This is a genomic window from Bradyrhizobium sp. 31Argb, from assembly GCF_043638955.1.
In the GTDB taxonomy this organism is placed as follows: domain Bacteria; phylum Pseudomonadota; class Alphaproteobacteria; order Rhizobiales; family Xanthobacteraceae; genus Bradyrhizobium.
Window position 1 is genome coordinate 1 of sequence record NZ_JBEGDB010000136.1, and the last position, 21,112, is coordinate 21,112.

General features: G+C 64.6%; 20 protein-coding genes. 5 read left to right on the plus strand and 15 right to left on the minus strand.

The genetic code is table 11. The annotated features are described in order from the left end of the window. Nucleotides 1-71: 71 nt before the first annotated feature. The 11 genes from AAFX91_RS24055 to AAFX91_RS24105 all read right to left on the minus strand — a co-directional run bounded on the left by AAFX91_RS24055 (nt 72) and on the right by AAFX91_RS24105 (nt 12,038). Nucleotides 72-935 carry an HlyD family secretion protein gene (locus AAFX91_RS24055; RefSeq protein WP_282528039.1) on the minus strand — a complete coding sequence of 288 codons (864 nt, stop codon included), beginning with the start codon at nt 933-935 and terminating at the stop codon, nt 72-74. Nucleotides 936-1,024: 89 nt separating this feature from the next. Further along, a complete protein-coding gene (locus tag AAFX91_RS24060) occupies nt 1,025-1,231 on the minus strand; it encodes a DUF1656 domain-containing protein (RefSeq protein ID WP_130578471.1) in 207 nt (68 codons plus the stop codon). Next, nucleotides 1,228-3,291 (minus strand): FUSC family protein, encoded by a 2,064-nt coding sequence (locus AAFX91_RS24065; protein ID WP_394568161.1) that lies wholly within the window; start codon nt 3,289-3,291, stop codon nt 1,228-1,230. The genes AAFX91_RS24060 and AAFX91_RS24065 overlap by 4 nt, the downstream gene beginning before the upstream one ends. 60 nt (nt 3,292-3,351) lie before the next feature. Continuing rightward, nucleotides 3,352-4,338: a cytochrome d ubiquinol oxidase subunit II gene (gene cydB, locus AAFX91_RS24070; protein WP_130578473.1), complete on the minus strand. Its 987-nt coding sequence runs from the start codon at nt 4,336-4,338 to the stop codon at nt 3,352-3,354. Between the two features lie 2 nt (nt 4,339-4,340). Next, nucleotides 4,341-5,753 (minus strand): cytochrome ubiquinol oxidase subunit I, encoded by a 1,413-nt coding sequence (locus AAFX91_RS24075; protein ID WP_130578474.1) that lies wholly within the window; start codon nt 5,751-5,753, stop codon nt 4,341-4,343. A gap of 18 nt (nt 5,754-5,771) precedes the next feature. Further along, complete coding sequence (gene mqo, locus AAFX91_RS24080) at nt 5,772-7,310, minus strand: malate dehydrogenase (quinone) (protein ID WP_394568162.1); 1,539 nt, start codon at nt 7,308-7,310, stop codon at nt 5,772-5,774. A gap of 41 nt (nt 7,311-7,351) precedes the next feature. Beyond that, a complete protein-coding gene (locus AAFX91_RS24085; protein WP_130578476.1) occupies nt 7,352-7,756 on the minus strand; it encodes a hypothetical protein in 405 nt (134 codons plus the stop codon). 11 nt (nt 7,757-7,767) lie between these two features. Further along, nucleotides 7,768-9,204 carry a class II fumarate hydratase gene (gene fumC, locus AAFX91_RS24090; RefSeq protein ID WP_394568163.1) on the minus strand — a complete coding sequence of 479 codons (1,437 nt, stop codon included), beginning with the start codon at nt 9,202-9,204 and terminating at the stop codon, nt 7,768-7,770. Between the two features lie 279 nt (nt 9,205-9,483). Continuing rightward, entirely contained in the window at nt 9,484-10,341 is an 858-nt protein-coding gene (fdhD, locus tag AAFX91_RS24095) for a formate dehydrogenase accessory sulfurtransferase FdhD (RefSeq protein WP_394568165.1), read from the minus strand. 54 nt (nt 10,342-10,395) lie between these two features. Next, entirely contained in the window at nt 10,396-10,902 is a 507-nt protein-coding gene (locus tag AAFX91_RS24100; RefSeq protein ID WP_282528046.1) for a Dps family protein, read from the minus strand. Between the two features lie 176 nt (nt 10,903-11,078). Then, nucleotides 11,079-12,038, minus strand: a complete 960-nt coding sequence (locus AAFX91_RS24105; protein WP_394568166.1) for a GlxA family transcriptional regulator — start codon at nt 12,036-12,038, stop codon at nt 11,079-11,081. A 221-nt stretch (nt 12,039-12,259) separates the two neighbouring features. On the opposite strand from AAFX91_RS24105, the gene AAFX91_RS24110 reads away from it, so the two are divergent. The 3 genes from AAFX91_RS24110 to AAFX91_RS24120 all read left to right on the plus strand — a co-directional run bounded on the left by AAFX91_RS24110 (nt 12,260) and on the right by AAFX91_RS24120 (nt 14,833). Beyond that, the gene (locus AAFX91_RS24110; protein ID WP_394568167.1) at nt 12,260-12,901 is read left to right on the plus strand and encodes an HD domain-containing protein; all 642 of its coding nucleotides are present in this window, start codon (nt 12,260-12,262) and stop codon (nt 12,899-12,901) included. Between the two features lie 39 nt (nt 12,902-12,940). Continuing rightward, nucleotides 12,941-13,105, plus strand: coding sequence for a hypothetical protein (locus AAFX91_RS24115; protein ID WP_394568168.1), 165 nt, complete (start codon nt 12,941-12,943; stop codon nt 13,103-13,105). Nucleotides 13,106-13,243: 138 nt separating this feature from the next. Beyond that, nucleotides 13,244-14,833 (plus strand): gamma-glutamyltransferase family protein, encoded by a 1,590-nt coding sequence (locus tag AAFX91_RS24120; protein WP_394568170.1) that lies wholly within the window; start codon nt 13,244-13,246, stop codon nt 14,831-14,833. Nucleotides 14,834-14,844: 11 nt separating this feature from the next. On the opposite strand, the gene AAFX91_RS24125 is transcribed toward AAFX91_RS24120, so the two are convergent. Next, on the minus strand, nt 14,845-15,432 hold the full coding sequence (locus AAFX91_RS24125) for a TetR/AcrR family transcriptional regulator (RefSeq protein ID WP_394568171.1): 588 nt from the start codon (nt 15,430-15,432) through the stop codon (nt 14,845-14,847). 166 nt (nt 15,433-15,598) lie between these two features. Here AAFX91_RS24125 and AAFX91_RS24130 point away from each other — a divergent pair, with 166 nt between their 5' ends. Further along, nucleotides 15,599-16,378 carry a crotonase/enoyl-CoA hydratase family protein gene (locus AAFX91_RS24130; RefSeq protein WP_394568172.1) on the plus strand — a complete coding sequence of 260 codons (780 nt, stop codon included), beginning with the start codon at nt 15,599-15,601 and terminating at the stop codon, nt 16,376-16,378. A 6-nt stretch (nt 16,379-16,384) separates the two neighbouring features. On the opposite strand, the gene AAFX91_RS24135 is transcribed toward AAFX91_RS24130, so the two are convergent. From AAFX91_RS24135 to AAFX91_RS24145, 3 genes are read right to left on the minus strand one after another with little or no spacing between them, the layout of a single operon-like run. Next, the gene (locus AAFX91_RS24135; RefSeq protein WP_394568173.1) at nt 16,385-18,649 is read right to left on the minus strand and encodes a xanthine dehydrogenase family protein molybdopterin-binding subunit; all 2,265 of its coding nucleotides are present in this window, start codon (nt 18,647-18,649) and stop codon (nt 16,385-16,387) included. Continuing rightward, a complete protein-coding gene (locus AAFX91_RS24140; protein WP_394568175.1) occupies nt 18,639-19,691 on the minus strand; it encodes an FAD binding domain-containing protein in 1,053 nt (350 codons plus the stop codon). Before AAFX91_RS24140 ends, AAFX91_RS24135 begins: the two co-directional genes overlap by 11 nt. Next, the gene (locus AAFX91_RS24145) at nt 19,688-20,185 is read right to left on the minus strand and encodes a (2Fe-2S)-binding protein (protein WP_394568176.1); all 498 of its coding nucleotides are present in this window, start codon (nt 20,183-20,185) and stop codon (nt 19,688-19,690) included. Before AAFX91_RS24145 ends, AAFX91_RS24140 begins: the two co-directional genes overlap by 4 nt. A 156-nt stretch (nt 20,186-20,341) precedes the next feature. Between AAFX91_RS24145 and AAFX91_RS24150 the strand changes: the two genes are divergently transcribed. Beyond that, nucleotides 20,342-20,983, plus strand: a complete 642-nt coding sequence (locus AAFX91_RS24150; protein WP_130578487.1) for a TetR/AcrR family transcriptional regulator — start codon at nt 20,342-20,344, stop codon at nt 20,981-20,983. Nucleotides 20,984-21,112: the final 129 nt, after the last annotated feature.

The window sequence follows — 21,112 nt, forward strand, 5'->3', positions numbered from 1 at the left end:
CGCGCGAAACTACTTCGCCGTCGTCGCCATTGCCGCCACTCTGCTCTGGATAAGGTAACTGTCCACACGGCCTAGCGGCCGACCTCCACACTGGCGGTCGTGCCGGCGACGAGGCGCACTCCATCAGGCACCTGGTCGATGTGAATATGCACGGGTATGCGCTGCGCCAGCCGCACCCAGGTGAAGATCGGGTTGACCGAAGCGAGCCCGCCCTGCCCCGGCTGCGCATTGACGACAGTGATGCCGCGCGCGACCCCGCCGACATGACCACGGATAAGTTGGCTGTAGCCCATCAAGCGGATTGTCGTCGGATCATTGTCGCGAATCCTTCCAAGGCTCGTCTCCTCAAAATAGCCGTCGACCCAGAAGGAATCGGAGTCGACCAGCGAGACCAGGTTTTGGCCGATATTGGCGTAGTCGCCGCGCTGGGCCAGCAGATTCGTCACATAGCCATTGACGGGTGAGCGAACGGTGACACGGCTGAGATTGAGCTCCGCCTTGGCGACCGCGGTCTGATCCGCGGCAACGGCGGCTTGCAGTTGATGCAGCGAGCTTGCCGATTGCTGGAAGACGTCCTTCGAGACCCAGCCTTCTCCGCGCAGCGTCGCCTGCCGTCCTTCGTTGGCACGCGCGTAGTCGAGCGCGGCCTGGTCGCGCGCGACCTGGGCGCGGGCAGCGTCCAACGCGATCTGGTAATCGGCCGGTTCGATCTCGAACAGCACGTCGCCCTTGTGCACCATCTGGTTGTCGGCGACCGGCAGCTTGACGATCCGCCCGGCAATCTCCGGCGCGACGGTCACCACATAAGCCCGCACCATGCCGTCGCGGGTCCACGGCCGCCCCATATAGACATCCCACGCGAACCAGCCGAACAACGCTGCCACCGCGACAGCGCCCAGCGTGAGCAGTACCGGGATCACGGAACTGAGCGACATTTTGCGGCTCGCCCCGCTTGCCGAAGGGCGCGGCAGAGCTTTCCGATCGCCCGGGTCGCCAGCCAATCGCGTCTGAACTTCAGACATCGCTATATCTCAGCTACCACCAGAACCACGCATGAAAGCAGAATAATATAAATCGCGAGCACGAACAGCGCCGGATGCCAGACATGGCGCAGCAGGCCAAGACGCGCCACCATCCGCCGCAGCACGACCAGGATAAGCCAGGCCGCCACCATCAGCAACGAAATGGGGGCGACATAGACGCCAAACAGATTGATCTCGGAAAAGCTCATGGCGGCGATGTTTCGAAATAGGTCTTGTGCTGTGCGAGCGTTTCCGACAGCACGAGGATGCTGCCGCGCGCCCGCTCCCTGACGGGCAATCCCGGCGTCGTGCGCGCGACCGCGGCAAGCTCCCCGTCGAAGTCGGCGAGGCGCTCGATCGCAGTCGCGATGTCGGCTTGCGCGACCGCATCCAGTGCAACGGAGAATTCCTGATCGAGATCGAAGCGGCCGGCGACGGGGCGAAGCCGGATGATGGCATTGCCCACCACCAGGGCCGACAGAAGATCGGAGCGTGCCGCCGGCTCGGTTTGCTCGGGAAGCGCCTGCAGGTAGTTGTAGATCCGTCCTTCCCACGCTTGCGATGTCAGTTGGAGTCGGTTGGTGGCAAGCCGCCGCAACTCCCGCAGCGTCCGCCCCAGCAGGCGGCGGACACGGAGCTCCGCCGATACCGGCGGCACCATACGGAATGCAAGCGCAGCCGACGCAAGTCCCACGAAGATCGCCAGCGCGACATTATAGAAGGCGAGCGTGTTGTAGGTCATCTGGTTCGCCGGCCCGAGCAGCGGAATGAAAGTCGCGACCAGCGCGATGAAGACCGGCGGCAGCCAGGGTTGGGTCATCAACGCACCGGCCGGAATGAGGACAAGCCCGATCACAAGACAGAGGCCGGCGAAGGATGTCATCTGCGGCAAAAGCGCGAAGTTGGCGATGGCCGCGAGCACGGCGGTGATGGCGGCGCCGACCATGAACAGCATGGTGATGGCATAGGCCTGATCGGGCCGGGCCGAAAACAGGGTGAGCGCGATCGCCGCGAAGGCGATGGCAAACGCGCCGTTCGGCCACGCCGTCACGATCCAGAGCATTTCGACCGCGGCAATCGCGATGAACGCCCGCGCCGCGTTGAGAACCGAAGGCGCATAGTCCGGAACTGGAAGCCTTGCACGCCGCTGCGCCCGAACGGGCTGTGTGGGATCAGTCAGCACCAGCAAGCCGCCGAGCGCTTTTCGAAGCGCAAGCAGCGACCGCGCCGCCTCATCGGCGATCAGCTTGACCGACGGCGTCACACATCGGATGGCGAGCAATCCACGCACTGCGGCGGCACATGACATGCGCAAAGGCGCCGGATTGACCTGTGCGGTCGTCGCAGCGCCGGAGGACAGAACCGTCAGGTCGGGCGGAAAGCTGCGCGCGATCTGGCCGATCTCATGCCGCCCCTGTTCGCATGGCAGCAGATCAAGATGGACGGCCACCCGTCGCCATGCGGACATCGCGCGGAGAAGAGCGGTCGATGCCGACTCTAATTCCCGCATGTGATAGCGAACCTCGTAGGACTCGCCGCCTGCCTCATCCATGACGGGATCGAGAGCGCCGATCCGTTGCGCCAGACCGGAGCCGATCCGGCGGGATTCTTCCGGCCCCTCTCGCCTTCCCGACAACGTCGCGACGAGCTGAGCCAGGATTTCCGTCGCTAGTGCGGCCATCTCCTTTGCCAGCCGGCTTGGCGCATCGCCGAAATCCGTCATCGTCATCACCAGGCCCGCGCACACGATGCCGACGCAGATCTCGCTGGCGCGGCTCACTGCAAGCGTGAAGACCTCGCCATTCGCGCCGCCGGTGGCGCCGAGCAAGTCGATTGCGACGATCGCCGCCGTGAAGCCGGCGAGCGCTGCCGAATAGGACGCGAAATTGCGCAGCAGCGTCGCCATGAAGGCGCAGCCTGCGCCCCAAAGCGCCAATCCAAGCAGGAATCCGACGCGCTGTTGCGGAAAGAGCGCCGCCAGCACCACAATCGCCACAGCGCCGATCACCGTCCCGATCAGGCGAAACCAGCCCTTGCGCAGCGCAGCTCCGAGGTGCGGCTGGCTGACGATGGCCGCCGACGCGCCCGCCCAGGATGGATTCTCGAGCTGAAGCCAGAAGCTGAGATAGAGGGCGAGACAAACGCCGGCCCAAAGGCGCAAGCCAAACAGCAGCGCCGACGCCGGGACCTGCAGCCGGTCGGCGAGCCGTCTTGCGTCAGGCAGCCGCCTCGCAGTCCAATCAATCAGGAGCGATGCCGCCCTGGTCATCTGCCTCACCTACGCACATCGGGCAGGCTGCCCGCTGGTTTCGATCGAGGTCATGCCGCATCAGTAATGATCGGTCATGGGACCGACCTTGCCACGGAACACGCGGTAGCCGATCACGATGTAGAGCAGCATGAGTGGGAACACGAACAGGCCCTCGCCCCAGAACATGAAGGCGAGGCTGGAATGCGGCGCGGCCGCCTCCTCGATCGTGATGACGGAGGGGATCATGTAGGGCCAGAACGACAGCGCCAGTGTCCCAAAGGCGGTAACGAAGATCGTCACCACCATGTGGAACGGCCAGTAATCGTCATGGCGCAGGATGCTGGTGGCAAGCACCAGCGCCGCGCCGGCGCCGATCGCCGGAAACACGAACAGATACGGCCTTTCGGTCCACCGCTGCAGGATCGGAAGATTCTCGATGAGCGCATGGGCAAAGACGACGACCAGGAACACCAGCACCGCGATCGCAAGGATCGGGATCTGGCGGCGCGCGGTGGCGCGAACGGACCCCTCGCTCTTCCTCACCAGCCAGCAGGCTCCGAGCAGCGCGTATCCAAGGCAAAGGCCGATACCGCACAGCACCGAAAATCCGCTCAGCCACCCAAGCGCGCCGCCGGAATATTCGCCATTGGTGAATTGCAGTCCTTCGACCAGCCCTCCGACCATCACGCCTTGCATGAAGCTTGCGGCAAATGAGCCGCCGGAAAAGGACAGGTCCCACACCCAGCGCGAGGCCAGCGTCTTGTTGCGGAACTCGAATGCTACGCCGCGCAGGATCAACCCCAGCAGCATGACGATGACGGGGATATAGAAGGCGGAGAGCAGTATCGAATAGGCCGCGGGAAAGGCGCCCCACAGAATCACGCCCGCGACGACGAGCCAGGTCTCGTTGCCATCCCAGACCGGCGCGACGGTATGCAGCATTTCGTTTCGATCCTTCTCGTTCTTCGCCAGGCCGAACAGCATGCCGACGCCGAGATCGAATCCATCGAGCAAGAGATAGATCAGGATACTGATAGCGAGCAGCGCAACCCAGAACATCACCATGTCTATTCTCCCGCACTGATATAGCTGCGCGCGGCGACCGAGGGCTGGTCCGCCATCGACATTGGCCGGTTCGGCGCAGCTTCGCGCGGCTCCGTGGTCGGAATTCCGGCCGGGCCGGCACGCAGCAGCCGATAGATGTAGTAGGTGCCGAACGAAAAGATGAACGCATAGACCAGGACGAACAGGATCAGCGTGGTCAAGGCGGCGGACGCGGTGAGGAACGGCGTCATCGCATCAGCCGTGCGCAGCACGCCATAGACGGTCCAGGGCTGACGGCCGACTTCCGCGGTGTACCAGCCGGTGAGGATCGCAATCCATGGCAGCGGAAAGCTGAGGAAGATGCCCCAGAGCAGCAGGCGGCTGCGCTCGAGGCGATGCTTGAGCTCGAGATAGGTCCCGAGCCAGGCCAGTCCCAGCATCAGGAGACCGCAGCCGACCATGATGCGGAAGGTGAAGAACGGGATGATCACCGGCGGCCGGTCCTGCGGTGGAAATGTCGTCAGCCCGACTTCCTTCGACGTCAGGCTCATGCTGCCGATGATGCTGCCGAGCACGGGAATGCTGATCGCGTATTTGTTGGACTCCGTACTCGGATCGGGGATCGCGATCAGCACCTCGGAGGCTGGCTGCTCGTCATGCCAGCGGGCCTCGATCGCGGCGAATTTCGCCGGCTGATAATCGTGGACGTAATCGCCGACGAGATGTCCGATGAAGAGCTGGATCGGAAGCAGCACCGCCGCAAGCGAAAGGCCCATGCGCAGCATGACCCGCGCCTCGGCGTAATAGGTCCGCCGCAGCAGGTACCACGCGCCCGTCGCCGCCACACAGAACGCGCCGGTCAGGAAGGATGCCAACAGCATGTGCGGAAAGCGCACCCAGACCACGCGATTGAAGAGGATCGCGACCCAGTCGTCGGGGGCGAACTGTCCTTTCTCCATGACATAGCCGACCGGCGCCTGCATCCAACTATTGTTGACCATGATCCAGAACGCCGAAAGCGTCGTCCCCAACGCCACCATGGCGGTCGAGAACAGATAGAACCATGGCGGCACGCGATTGCGGCCGAAGATGAGGATACCGAAGAAGCTGGCCTCCAGCATGAAGGCAGTGAATGTCTCGTAAGAGAGCAGCGGCCCCTGGATCGGTCCCGACATCTTGGCCAGCACGCTCCAGTTGGTGCCGAACTGGAACCCCATGACCACGCCCGACACCACGCCCATGCCGAAGGCGACGCCGAAGATCTTGAGCCAGAACTCGAACAGCGTCCGGTACACCTGTTTGCCGGTACGCATGTGCATCGCTTCGAGAACGGTCAGCCAGGCGGCAAGGCCGATCGTGAACGAGGGAAAGATAATGTGAAACGAGATGGTGAACGCAAACTGCAATCGCGACAGAAGAAGTGCCGTGACGTCCATCGAAAGTCTCCTGTCCTCTCAAGCTCGCTGCGCTGCCGACGTCGGCGTGGCGGCTGGCGGTGGAATGTTGTCGACCTTCAGAACCTGGGCGGTCATCGCACGAATGCGCCGGCAGAAATCCGCATCATCGATCAGCGATATGCCGTAGGAGGGGATGATCTGCTTCAGCTTGGGCAGCCAGGCATTCGCCGTGAGCTCGTCGGCAAAGCACTTCTCCAGCACGCTGATGGCGATGAAGGCTGCGGTCGAGGCGCCCGGCGAAGCGCCGAGCAGCGCGACCAGCGAATGATCCGCAGCACCGACCAGTTCGGTGCCGAATTCGAGCAGTCCGCCGCGCTTGACGTCAGGCTTGATGATCTGGACGCGCTGGCCGGCGACCTGCAATCGCCAGTCCTTCGGATCGGCATTCGGAAAATACTGGTCGAGCGTCGCCAGGCGATGGCTTTCGGATTGCAGCACCTGCCCGATCAGATATTCGGTCAGATCGAAATTGTCGCGCGCCACCGCAAGCAGCGGTTCGACGTTGGCGGGCCGGATCGACTCGAACAAATCGAGCCGCGATCCGTGCTTGAGGAACTTGCTCGAGAAGCCGGCATAGGGACCGAACAGGAGCGAGTGCTGCCCGCCGATGACGCGGGTGTCGAGATGCGGCACCGACATTGGCGGCGAGCCGACCGCGGCCTTGCCATAGACCTTGGCGTGGTGACGCTTGTTGACCGCGGGATCGTCGCAGCGCAGCCAGATTCCCGAGACGGGGAAGCCGCCATAGCCGTGGCCTTCCGGAATACCGGATTTCTGCAAGAGCGGCAGCGCGCCGCCGCCGGCGCCGATGAACACGAACTTCGCCTTGACCGACCGCTTCTCGCCGGTGTCGGTATCGCGAACCTCGATCTGCCAACGACCGTCCTGATCGTGGACGAGATCGGTGACGACGCTCTTGTAGTGGACAGCGCAGCCGGGCTGGCTGACGAGATGATGAACCAGATGATGGGTCAGCGACCCGTAGTCGACATCGGTGCCGGTGATGATCCGTGTTGCAGCGACCGGATCGTCGCCACTGCGGCCTTCCATCACCAGCGGCACCCAGTCAGCGATTTGCTTCGGATCCTCGGTATACTCCATGCCCTCATAGCAATGATGGGCCGACATCGCCTTGAAGCGCTTGTTGAGGAAGCCGACATTGTCGGCGCCCGACACGAAGCTCATATGCGGAACCGGGTGAATGAAGGAGCGCGGATCCGAAATCGCGCCCTTGCCGACCAGGTAGGACCAGAACTGCCGCGACAGGTCGAATTCGACGTTGACCTGCAGCGCCTTGGAAATGTCGATGCTGCCGTCCGCACGCTCCGGCGTGTAGTTCATCTCGCAATTGGCGGCGTGCCCGGTGCCGGCATTGTTCCAGGCATCCGAGCTTTCCAGCCCGCAATCCTCCAGGACCTCGAACATCGAGATGGTGAGCTGTGGCTCCAGTTCCTTGAGGAAGACGCCTACCGTAGCGCTCATGATGCCTGCGCCGATGAGGACGACGTCCGGTTCACCAGTGGGGGTGCTCTGCATGGATGTCTCCTTGCTGGTTGGATGTCGCTGTCCTGAACGGCTCACGCCGAGGCCGGCTGGTGCTCCTTGGTGCGGAACGGCACATGCGCGCCAGGGTGCAGCACCACATAGGCGCGGCGCCAGGATGAATCGTCGGTCAGCTTCCAGCTATGCCCGGAGCCGACGGTGTCTTCCGCCAGCAGGATGTCGCCGGGATGCAACAGGAAATGCTCGCCGTCGCGGGTCTGGAAATCGAGCGTTCCGGAGAGCGTGATCACCAGTTGGCGGATCGGCGCGGTGTGCCAGGCGAACGCGCCGCCCGATGCCGTCTCCTGGAAGGAGATGGTGACGACGTCGACCTTGCTGCTGAGCCAGTCGCCGCGCTGGCCGGGTTCAAGATCGATGAGCCCTTCCTCGAAATGCGAATTGCTGTCCTCACCGGTCCATAACCTGACGCATCTGATCATGCTGTGCTCCTTCAGCGTGTCGGTGTGCCGGCTTTGACCGGCGCATTGCCCTGGGCCACATAGGGCTTGACCATCTTGGCGGGATCGACGATGCGGTCGAACTCCGACTCGCTGACGAAGCCGAGCTTCAGCGCCGCCGCTTTCAGCGTGAGATCGTTGTCCATCGCATAGTGCGCGATCGCCGAGGCCTTGTCGTAGCCGATCACGGGCGCGAGCGCGGTGACCAGCATCAGCGAGCGCTCGACATATTCCTTGATCTTCTTCTGGTTCGGCTTGGTGCCCTCGACCAGGAACCTGCGGAAATTCGTGCAGCCGTCGGTCAGGATCGTGATCGACTGGGCGATGTTGTGGATCATCAGCGGCTTGTAGACGTTCATCTCCAGATAGCCGCTGGCTCCGCCGAACCCGACCGCGACGTCGTTCGCCATCACCTGCACCGCGATCATCGTCAGCGCCTCGGCCTGGGTCGGGTTCACCTTGCCCGGCATGATCGAGGAGCCCGGCTCGTTCTCCGGGATCATCAGTTCGGCAAAGCCGGCGCGCGGGCCGCAGGACATCAGGCGGATGTCGTTGCCGATCTTGTAGAGCGACACCGCAAGCGTGCGCAGCGTGCCGGAAAGCTGCACCAGCGCATCATGCGCGCCCTGCACGGTGAACTTGTTCGGCGCGCTGACAAAGGCCAGTTCAGTCAGGCGCGCGATCTCGGCGGCGACAGCCTCGGCAAAGCCCGGCGCCGCATTGATGCCGGTGCCTACGGCGGTGCCGCCAAGCGCGAGCCGGAACACGCCCTTGAGCGCGTCCTCGATCCGCGCAAGGTCATCGGCGAGCATGCCGGCATAGCCCGACCATTCCTGGCCGAGCGTCAGCGGCGTCGCATCCTGCATGTGGGTGCGGCCGATCTTGACAACGTCGTCCCACTGCCTGGCCTTGGCATCGATCGCATCGTGCAGGGCCTTCACCGCGGGAACAAGGCGCTGCGTCACGTTGACGGCGGCCGCGATGTACATGGCGGAAGGAAAACTGTCGTTCGACGATTGCGACATGTTGACGTGATCGTTCGGATGAACCGGATGCTTGCTGCCGAGCGGCGTTCCCGCGAGCTGGCAGCATCGGTTCGAGATCACCTCGTTGACGTTCATGTTGAATTGCGTGCCACTGCCTGTCATCCAGACATGCAGCGGAAACATGTCGTGATGCTGGCCCTGCAGGATCTCGTCACAGACATGGACGATCAGCTTGTGGACCTTGGTATCGAGCCGCTTGCCGGCATGGTTGGCGTTCGCGGCCGCTTTCTTCAGGATCGCGTAGGACTGGATCATCTCGCGGGGCATCAGATCCTTACCGATGCTGAAATGCTCGAGCGAACGCTGGGTCTGGGCGCCCCAGAGCTTGTCGGCGGGGACATCGACTTCACCAAGACTGTCGGTTTCCTTGCGGAGGTCATTCATCGCAGCCTCTCTTTGCGCGCGGTTCGGAAAACAAGCATTGACGCCTCACAATAAGGCTACGTTCGGTGCCGCGTTCAGGCTTCCTGAAACGAACGTCTTTTACGGAATTGCATGGCAGGACTGCGCCGGCGCAATCTTCATCAACTCTCTGTCGTCACGAGCAAGAACGAGCGAGCGCCGCCGCAGAAGGACGCGCGCGCAAACCACGCGAACGCATCGGCGCGTGCGGCCGCGATTCCGTTATCTCATTACTTACTTGGACCGATGCCGCGGCGGCATTCACGCCGTCGCAAAGCCATCGCCCGTCTCAACCGGACGCCGGTGCACTCCCTGTGCGAAGACGATACGATCTGGATGCGTGAACACTTCGTAGCCGTCATCGCGCGCAACCGCGATCAAGGTGATCCCGGCTTCGTCAGCGGTCTTGATCGCGAGCGTCGTCGGCGCGGAAACGGCGACGATGACGGGCGCGCCAATCATGGCCGTCTTCTGCACCATCTCGACCGAGATGCGGCTCGTGAGCAGAATGGCGCCGTTCGAGACCGACCTGTTGTGACGGATCAGCGCGCCGGCAAGCTTGTCGAGTGCATTGTGGCGGCCGACATCCTCACGCACCGGGCCGACGCCGCCATCGGCCTGCCAGAAAGCGGCCGCATGCACAGCGCGGGTTCTCTTGTTGAGGTCCTGTAGCGACGGAAGCGCGCGCATGGCCTCCAAGAGATCGCGTGCATCGAACGTCGCGCCCTTCTTCACCCTGGGAACCGCGCGCCTCGCCTGCACAAGGCTTTCGATGCCACAAAGCCCGCAGCCGACGGGGCCCACGGAGGCGCGCCGCCGCGCGAACAAGGCCGCCGTCCGATTTTCTGCAAGCCAGATCCGCACCTCGATGCCGAGATCAGTCTCGATCAGATCAAGGCTCCTGATCTCGTCGGCACGGGCAACGATGCCCTCGGTCACGGCGAAGCCAATGCCGAAATCCTTTAGATCGGCGGGCGTCGCCATCATCACGGCATAGGTCGATCCGTCGAAGGTCAGCGCAATGGCGGTCTCCTCCGCCACCGCCCGCGACGATGAACTCGCGCGGCCACCCCGCCAGTTGAGGCCGGCCCGTTCGATGAAAGCACCATTGGCGGCCATGATCACCTCAGCTCGGGTTTGGCGTTGGATTCGCCTCGGGTTGCGCGGCTCAGGTCAGGAGTTCCTGTTCCGCGTTGCTTCGTAGAGGAACCAAGTCCGGCGCTCGGTCTCGTCGATCCAGTTTTCGAGCAGGCTCGCGGTGGCGACGTCGCCATACTCGTCACAGACATTGTGAACCTGGCGCATCTCGCGCGTGAGCTGCTGGTTGTCGCTGCCCAGTTCAGCCAGCATGTCCTGCGGATCGACGTAGTCGGCATCGTTGTCGAGGATGCGCTGCTGGCGCGAGACCTGACCGATCGAGCGGATCGTGGTGCCGCCGATCTTGCGCGCGCGTTCCGCGATCGGGTCGGTCATCGCGAAGATCTGGTCGGATTGCTCGTCGAGCAGAAGGTGGTAGTCACGGAAGTGGCGGCCCGACATGTGCCAATGGAAGTTCTTGGTTTTGAGATAGAGTGCAAACACGTCGGCCAGCAGGGCGCTGAGCGCTGCCGAGATATCGCGCGTCGCGTCGGCTTTCAGATCGGTCGGGCTTTGCAATTCGGGGCGCGTGGACTTGAGCATTCGTGCCATCCTTGTTTCTTGGTCGACGGCACCAGCGTTTCCGGGCCGTCCTTGACGGTTGCGATACCGTGCATCGGGAAGCGTATCTTTCCAGAGCCTGCGGACTCTTTCGGATTCGCACGGATTTCGGGACAATCTTCCGCATTGGTTGCGAACGCGCGCGGAACGGGGCCGCGTCAGACTTTGCGAAAACTCGCGCGGAACTGGCTCGGCGTGATCCCAAGGCGCTTGACGAACACGACGCGCATATGTTCGGCGCTGCTGAAGCCGCTTTCATGCGCGACCACTTTCAGCGGAAGGTCGGAACCTTCGAGGCGGTTGCGCGCGGCATCGATGCGCGCGCTTTCGACGAATTCGGCCGGCGTCACATTGGTCTCGCGCTTGAACGCGCGGGCAAAACTGCGCACGCTCATTCCGGCGACCTGCGCCAGCACATCGACACCGTTCGCCTCGCGCAAATGCGCCATCACATGGGCGTGCACGCGCGCGATCGGCGAATCCTTCTCGGCCGGCGGCACGAGATAGGGACTGAACTGGGACTGCCCGCCCTGCCGCTGCGCCACGACGACGAGCCGCTTGGCGACCGCGAGAGCGACTTCCGGCCCATGATCATCCTGTACGATCGCGAGCGCGAGGTCGATTCCCGCAGTGACGCCCGCCGAGGTCAGCAGCGGCCCGTCACGCAGATAGATGCGGTCAAACTCGACCTTCGCCTTCGGGAACTGCCGGGCGAGACTGGGCGCATTCTGCCAATGTGTCGTCACCGTCTTGCCGTCGATCAGGCCGGCGTGGCCGAGCGCAAACGCACCGGTGCAGATCGAGCCATATTGTGGGGAGCGCGAGGCGATCTTGCCGAGCCAGTCGACAAGCCGCGGATCCGGCGGCGTGGTCGGAAGCTCCGGTCCGCCGGCGACCAGCGCGAGATCGAACGCCTGCTCCGCATCGGCAAATGTCATCTCCGGCGTGATCGACATCCCGTTTGACGCCCGGTACGGCTGCCGTTCGGCGCCGATCAGCGTGAGGCGGTAGCCGCGATCCGTTCCCACGAAACCATTCGTCTCGATAAAAACGTCGAGCGGACCTGCGACATCGAGCGCCTGCACTCCCGGAAAGATCGCCAGCGCGACCGCCTTCATCGACCAACAATCCAGTTCCCGCGCGTGGATGCGCACGACGACTATGCATGGAATCCTGCCAGCCGGCCATGCATTTCAGCCAGGTGCTTCCTGCACGAACGCCATCGGCAGAAAAGCGTGGTGTTTTGACGGTTTCGCAGGGATCGGCATCGTTGTTCGTGCCCACGCAAAGCATCAGTTAGTCGGCGAGCAATCCACCAAGACCATAAGGAGATCAGGTCATGACGAAGATCATTGCCGGTATCACCATTCCCGACAGCAAGCTTGCGCGAGAAGTCGACGAACTGGTTCGCGACACCGAATCGGAACTGCTCTACCACCATTCCAACCGCGTCTTCCTGTTCGGCGCGCTGGCCGGGCAGCGCGCCGGGCTGAAGGTCAACCATGAACTGCTTTATGTCGGCGCGATGTTCCACGACATGGGCTTGCAGGCGCCCTATGCCAGCACCAACGAGCGCTTCGAGGTCGACGGCGCCAATGCCGCCGCAAAATTCCTCCGCGCCCATCGCATCAATGAGCGCGATGTCGAGGACGTCTGGGACGCGATCGCGCTGCACACCACGCCTGATATCCCGAAGCACAAGCGGCCGGTGGTCGCGCTGGTGACGGCCGGCGTCGAGATGGATGTGCTGGGGCTGGAATTCGACTCCTTCACCGCCGCACAGCGCCATGAGGTCTGCGCCCACCATCCGCGCGGCCACGACTTCAAGAACGGCATCATCGATGCGTTTGCTGCCGGGACGATCAAGAAGCCGGAGACGACCTTCGGCAACGTCAAGGCGGACGTGCTGGCGCTGCGCGACCCGACCTACCACCGGATCAATTTCTGCGACGTCATCCTGAACTCGAAATGGTCGGAATGACGAAGGCCGAGCATCAACGATCAAGCATGGAGACCGATCATGACCATCACGAACGACGTCGGCTCGGTGGGCACTGAACCCAAGAAGAACTTCTTCCGGAAGCAGCGCCAACGGATCGAACAACGCCTCGACTATTGGCTCGACGTCGCGCTGGAAGACAGTTTTCCATGCAGCGACCCGATCTCCTCGATGCGGACCGATTGAAGCGAGAAGGAATAGACACTTTACCACCTATGCGGATTCGGCGTGAACCTCCGATCTGGCGGCTGGTTGCCTTAACCTGCGGTGCCCGGCATGCTAGGCCACCTCGATCCGTCCCTCCGAGAAGGCCTGAACACCGCAATGTCCGACCAGTTCTCCAACGCCCAGCAGATCCGCAAACCGGCCGTCACCTCCAAGGGCGGCATCGTCGCTTCGCAGTCGCGAAGAGCTGCCGAGGTCGGCGCGGCCGTGCTGGCGGCGGGTGGCGATTGCGTCGATGCCGTGGTCGCGACCACCTTTGCGCTCGGCGTGGTGGAGCCCTGGATGAGCGGGATCGGCGGTGGCGGCGCCATGGTGCTCTACCGCGCCCGCGAAAATCGCTATGAGGTGATCGACTACGGCATGCGGGCGCCGAACAGCCTTCGCATCGAGGATTATCCGCTGACCGGCGACGGCACCGCCTCCGACCTCTTCCCCTGGGCGCGGGTGAAGGACGACCGCAACCTGCATGGCCCCGGCTCGGTCGCGGTGCCCGGCGTGGTGGCGGGCATGGAGGAGGCGCATCGCCGCCACGCCAAATTGCCGTGGAAGGAATTGCTCAAGCCGAGCGTCGATCTCGCCGCGGAAGGCCTGTTGGTCGACTGGTGGACCACGCTGATGATCGCAAGCTCGGCCGCCGATCTCCGCCGCTATCCGGCCAGCGCCGCTGCCTATCTGCACGACGGCCTGCCGCCAAATGCGCAATGGGGCATCAAGTCGGTGGTGCGGCTGCCGCAGGACCGGCTGAAGGCGACCATGGCGCAGCTTGCCGCCGAAGGACCGCGCGATTTCTATGAGGGTGGCCTGGCGCGCAGCATCGCCACCGACATCCGAGAGAGCGGCGGGGCACTGTCGGTCGAGGATCTGGCTGCGTTCCGCGCCCATGTGCGCGAGCCGCTGCGCATCCCCTATCGCGGCGGCTACGTCTATGCGACGCCCGAACTGACCGCCGGGCCGACACTCGCGCATACGCTGCGCCTGCTGCAGCAGAGCGTGCAGCCCTCGCCCTCCCTGGAAGCCGCTGCGTACACCGCTTACGCGCAGGCGCTGCAGACTGCCTATCGCGAACGGTTGCAAGGGATGGGCGATGCCGACGCTCGCCGCTCGCTCGGTGCGGAAGCGGTCGCGCCTGCCTGCACCACGCATTTCTCCGTCGTGGACCGCGACGGCAACATGGCGGCGGTGACGCAAACGCTGCTGTCGACCTTCGGCTCGAAATTCGTGACGCCGCAAACCGGCATCACCATGAACAACGGCATCATGTGGTTCGATCCGACGCCGGGCACGCCGAACTCGCTGGCGCCCGGCAAGCGCTGCCTGACCAACTACACGCCGGTCGTGGCGCAGGCCGCCGATGGCCGGCGCCTCGCCGTCGGCGCCTCCGGCGGCCGGCGCATCCTGCCGGCGGTGACGCAGCTTCTCTCCTTCGTGATGGATTACGGCATGGACCTCGATGCGGCGATCCACCAGCCCAGGATCGACGCCAGCGAAGGCGCGATCGTGATCGGCGACGCGCGGCTGCTGCCAGGGGCCCGCGAGGCTCTGCGCGCACGGTTCGACTATGAGGAAGCGCGCATGCAGACGATGCCGCTGAAATTCGCCTGCCCCAGCGTGGTGCTGCGCGACGGCGCCACCAACAGCGGCGCCACCGAGCCGTTCCACGCCTGGAGCGAAGCGATGGCGGAAGGCTAGAGCAGGTCGATTCAGCCCGATATCGCCGCCGACAGCACCGCTTCAAGTTCCTGCCTGACATCGTCGAGTGGCTGCGCGTTGCGCGCCGCGCGGCACATCGCGAGCGTTCCCTCGACGGAAGCGACGACCAGCGCGGCAAGCCGCCGCGCGCGGGCCGGCGGCACGCCGTCGCGGCGTAACGCGGCGATCATGATCCGCTGCCACTCCGCGAACACGCCGTCGGCGAGATCGAGCAAGTGACGTTGCGCGGCTTCGTCCGGCGCTCCCGCATTATCCATCACATCAGAGACATATTGCTCGACCGCCACGGCCAGCACCGGACAGCCGGCCTGAAATTTGCTCCGCTCAAGCGTTTGCCGCCACAGTGCGCTGAAGGCGCGCAGGCCATCGATCGCGCCGCGCTCGCGCGTCAGATGGTCCAGCGGCTTGCTCACCTGTGCGCCGGCAAAGACGATCGCGTCTTCGATCAACTGCTGCTTGCCGCGCGGAAAATGATGGCTGATCGAGCCGCGCGGCGTGCCGGTATGGCGCACCACCTCGCGCATGCTGGTGGCGTTGACGCCACGCCGGCTCAAGAGGTCGGCCGCCCCCGCCACCATCTTTGCTCTCGTACCTGACGTCATCGGCGTCCCTCGGATTCGTCAAACCAGACTAGACTATGACACTTGACATAGCCAGCCCGATATGCGGCTATGTCAGGTGTCATAGCAACCAACCGGACGAGAGTGGCGCGATGACGAATCCTGACAACGAAAGGGAGGGAATATGACCACGCCAGGCAGCATTCGGACTGAAGCACACGACCACATCTTCAAGATCGTCATCGACAACCCGGCCAAGAAGAACGCCTTCTCGCCGGCGATGATGGAGCAGCTCTCCGACGCGCTGACCGAGCTGCACAACAACGACGCCTATTGGGTCGGCGTCATCTGCGCCGAAGGCAAGGATTTCACCGCCGGTCTCGACATGCCGAAATTCTTCGGCCCCACCGCCGAGAAGCGCAATCTCAAGGAAGGCAATGTCGACGCGTTCGGTCTTTCCAAGCGCTGCAGGAAGCCGATCGTCACAGCCGTGCAGGGCATCGTGTTCACGATCGGCATCGAGCTGATGCTGGCGGGCGACATCGTCGTTGCCGCCGATGACAGCCGGTTCTGCCAGATGGAAGCAAAGCGCGGGATCGCTCCGCTGGGTGGCGCGCATTTCCGCTTCCTGTCGCGCACCGGGTGGGGCAATGCGATGTATCACCTGTTCCTGTGCGACGAATTCACGGCGCAGCGCGCCCGCGAGATCGGCCTGGTGCAGGAGGTGGTGCCGGCGGGTCAGCAGATCGCCCGCGCGATGGAGCTTGCCGCGACGATCGCGCGCAACGCGCCGCTCGGCATCCAGGCAACCAAGGAAGCAGCCGCGAAATATATCGAGGGCGGCGAGGCCGCCGCGATCGCCTTTATCCCATCGATCCGCGAACGCGTCCTGAACAGCGCCGACGCCCGCGAAGGCATTCAGTCCTTCATCGAGCGGCGGCCTGCGATGTTCCAGGGACGGTGACGCGGCTCAGCTCGAGAGCCGGGTCAGGAGATCATCGATCCGGATCGGGAAGCGGCGGACGCGAACGCCGGTGGCGTGCCAGACCGCGTTGGCGACCGCACCGGCGCTGCCGGTGACGCCGATCTCGCCGACGCCCTTGATCCCGAGTGCATTCACATGCGGATCGTGCTCGTCGACGGTCAGCACATCGAGCGACGGCACATCGGCGTTCACAGGGATGTGGTACTCGGCGAGGTTCGCGTTCAGGATCCGGCCGGAGCGGTGGTCCATGACGGCTTCCTCATGCAGCGCGAACGATACGCCCCAGATCATGCCGCCAAAGAGCTGGCTCTGGACTAGCCGCGGATTGATGATGCGGCCAGCGGCAAAGGCGCCGACCAGACGCGTGACGCGGACCTGGCCGAGTTCGGGATCGACCTTCACCTCCGCGAAAACAGCGCCATGGGCGTGCATGGCGTAGCTCGACTGCGCCGCCGGATCAGCCGCACCGCCGCCGCTGGCCTCGATCTCGGCGACGCCGGCGCGCGTGAGGATGTCGGCATAGCTCTCGCTGCGCGCCTCATCGTCGCGGCGGAACAGCCGCCCTTCGCGCGCGATCACACCGGCATTGCCAGCGCCGAACAGCGGCGAGTGCTCGTCATTGGTCGCGAGATCGGCAAGCTTTGCGATCACCGCCGCGCCGGCATTGTGGATCGCAGCACCGGCAGTTGCGGTATGGGCCGAGCCGCCGGCAATGCCCGCGTCCGGCAAATCCGACGTGCCCGACCGGAACTCGACCTGGTCGATGCCGAGCCCGAGTCCGTCGGCCGCGATCTGGGCCAGCGCGGTCCAGGCGCCCTGCCCCATGTCATGTGCGCCGCTCTCCATCACGCCCGAGCCGTCGCTGCGGATCACCGCGCGCGCCTGCGCCTGGAACATCAGCGCCGGAAAGGTCGCTGTGCCCATGCCCCAGCCGACCAGGAAGCCATCATCGTCGCGCATCTGCCGCGGCGCGAGCGGACGCCCTGCCCAGCCGAAGCGTTCGGCGCCCTTGGCATAGCACTGCCGCAGCGCCTTCGATGAAAACGGCTTGCCGGAGATCGGCTCGACCTCGGCGTAGTTCTTGAGGCGGAAGTCGAGCGGGTCCATGCCACAGGCCACGGCGATCTCGTCGATCGCGCTCTCGAGCGCGATCGACCCGGTCGCCTCTCCCGGCGCGCGCATGAACAGCGGCGTACCGGTATCGACACGCACCGCTTCATGCGAGGTCTTGATCGCGGGGCTTGCATAGAGCGTGTGCGAGGCGTCGGCGGCCGGCTCGTAGAAATCATCGAAGGTGCTGGTCGTGACCTTCGCGTGGTGATCGATCGCCGTCAGCCGGCCCTCGCCATCGGTGCCGATGCGCAGCGTCTGCCGGGTGGGCGGGCGATGGCCGACCGGACCGTACATCTGGTCACGGCGCAGCACGAGCTTGACCGGACGTCCCACCAGCTTGGCCGCCATGATGCCCAGCACTTGCGGCCCGGACACCAGGCCCTTGGAGCCGAAACCACCGCCGAGGAACGGGCTGCGGATATGGATATTAACAGGCGGAATGCCGAGCAGTCCACCGAGCCGCATCTGTGCCATCGCCATGCCCTGGCTCGGCGTATCGATCGAAAGCTTGTCGCCGTCCCAAGACGCGACCATCGCATGCGGCTCCATCGCATTGTGGTACTGCGCCGGCGTTTCATACGTCGCCTCGATGCGGTTCGATGCACCGGCGAGCGCGACGTCGACATCGCCGTGCCGGACCTCGGCCGGATTGCCGATACCGACCACTGGCGGCGCATAGCTCTCCGCGCCATCGAGGCCGACCCGCGCCGGCTCGATGTGATATTGCGGCGACAGCAGTGCCGCGCCTTCGGTGGCGGCCTCCAGCGTCTCGGCGATCACGACCGCGATCGCCTGGTTCGCATAGCGCACCTCGTCGTTCTGCAGGAGCTCCATCTTGAACGCGAAGGGATTGGGCTTGCCGTCCGGGTCTTCGGCAAGCGGCGGCTTGTGCGAGGGCGTCATGATGTCGACGACGCCGGGATAGCGCTTGGCGGCATCGACATCGAGAGAGGTCACGCGGCCACGCGCGATGGTGGAGACCGCGATCACGGCGTAGAGCATTCCCGCCGGGTGATTATCGGCGGCATAGCGGGCTTGGCCCTTGACCTTCAAGACGCCGTCGCGGCGGGTCAGCGGCTGGCCGATGTTCGAGCCGTGCCTGAGATGGGCGGGATCGCGGGTGAGCTCAAGCGACATGGCGCACTCCTGATGAGAAGGGAGAGCCGGGAAGCGCGGGAACGCGCGCCGGCGTGCCCGCAGTGGCGAGCGTCAGCGCCCGCACCACGATACGCTCTGCGAGTTCGATCTTGAACGCGTTGTCGCCGGACGGCTTTGCATCGGCGAGCGCGATGCGCGCCGCCTCGCGGAAGCCGGCCGCATCGGGCGCGACGCCGGCAAGACTCTGCTCCGCCGCCCGCGCGCGCCAGGGTTTTGCCGCGACGCCGCCGAGCGCGAGCCGCGCTTCACGGATCGTACCTTGCTCGATCCGCAGGCTTGCGGCGGCGGACACCACTGCGAACGCATAAGAGGTACGCTCGCGAACCTTGATGTAGCGTGCATGCGCGGCAAAGCCACGGGCCTCAGCCGGCAGCCGCAGCGCGACGATCAGGTCGCCGCGCTCGAGCAAAGTTTCCCGCTGCGGCGTATCGCCGGGCAGGCGGTGCAGCGCCTCGAGCGCCACCTCGCGCCTCCCGCTCTTGCCTTCGATCTCCACGACCGCGTCGAGCGCAACCAGCGGCACGCAGAAATCGGAAGGATGCGTGGCGATACAGGCTTCGCTCCAGCCTAGCACAGCATGCAGGCGGTTCTCGCCATGACGCGCGTCGCAGCCTGCGCCGGGCCAGCGCTTGTTGCAGGCGCTGGGGGCGTCGTAGAAATAGGCACATCGCGTCCGCTGCAGCACGTTGCCTCCGACAGTCGCTGCGTTGCGAAGCTGCGCGGAAGCTCCCGACAGCAGCGCTTCGGCCACGGACGGAAAAGCGCGAGCGAGCTCCGCATCGTGCGCGAGGTCGGCATTCCGGACCAGCGCGCCGATCCGGACGCCGCCGTCGGCAAGATATTCGACGCGGTCGAGCCCCGGCAGGCGCGTGACATCGACCAGCCGGCTCGGATGGCAGACGCCGCCTTTCATGAGGTCGAGCAGATTGGTGCCGGACGCGAGATAAGTCGCGCCTTTCTCGGATGCGGCCGCGACCGCCTCGGCGACGGTTAAGGGCCTGACGTAATCGAAGTTCATCATGCGGAACGCCTCTGATCGGAATTCGCGAGAGTATTCTGGGCTTCAACTACGGCTTCCGTGATCCCGGCATAGGCGCCGCAGCGGCAGAGATTGCCGCTCATGCCTTCGCGCACGCGCTCGGGATCATCGCCGGCCTGACCTTCGGTGATCAGTCCGATGCCGCTCATGACCTGGCCGGGCGTGCAGAAGCCGCATTGGAAGGCGTCATGGGCGATGAAAGCGGCCTGCACCGGATGGAGCTGGTCGCCATGCGCGACACCTTCGATGGTGAGGATGTCGGCGCCGTCCTGGCTCACCGCCAAGGCGAGGCAGGAATTGATGCGCCGCCCGTCGACCAGGACGGTGCAGGCGCCGCATTGGCCGCGGTCGCACCCCTTCTTGGTGCCGGTCAGATCAAGACGCTCGCGCAAGAGATCGAGCAGCGTGACGCGGGGGTCGTCGAGCTCGATCTCCCGCCGCACACCATTCACGGTGAGGCTGATGGAGAAATTCATGCAGGGCTCCGATCAGTGCTATGGTGAAATTGTTACAGTGGTAACGCGCCGCCCGCGGCCGCCAATGTGTCGATCGGCGGACCTTTGCAGGCCGGGTACTCATCGCATATACGGAGGCGTCCTCCGTTTTACAAGGGAGGGGTGATCACAAATCTGATGGCCAGTCAGTTCGCAGGATTAGTTCGCAAGCCACGCGCGGATGCCGTGCGCAACCGGGAGCGCGTGCTGGAAGCGGCGAAAGCCGTGTTCAGCGCCGGCGGCCCCGAGGCCAGCCTGGAGGCTGTGGCGCGGCACGCCGGCGTCGGCATCGGAACGCTCTACCGTCACTTTCCGACTCGCGAGGCATTGTATGAAGCGGTGTATCGGCGCGAGGTGGATCAGCTCGGCGATCTCGCGGAGCAATTGAACGATGAGGCGGACCCGGTCGAAGCGCTGCGGCATTGGCTGCACGCCAACGTCCAGTTCGTCGCCACCAAGAAGGGCATGGCGGCCGCGCTGGCGCTGGTCGCCCACGGCTCCCCCGAGCTCCACGCCTACTCGCTCGACCGACTGACCAAGGCGATCGCCGCGCTGCTTGCGCGCGCCGTCGCCGCCGGCGAGATCCGCGCCGACATCAGCGCCGAGGACGTCCTGCGCGCCCTGATCGGCCTCTGCTACATGCACGACCAGGCAGGCTGGCAATCGACCGTGCTGCGGCTGTTGGATGTGTTCATTGACGGGCTGCGGGTGCAACGGGCGCGCGAGACGGCGGCGCCAAAGCCAAAGCCGGTGAAGAAGGCTGCGAAGCGCAAGCGCTGACCGCGCACACCGTCATTGCGAGCGAAGCGAAGCAATCCACGTCTCCACAAGCGGATCGGGATAGGGGGAAGCCTCGCGGCTTCGCCCCTCCCACACCACCGGACGTACGGGTCCGTATCCGGCGGTTCG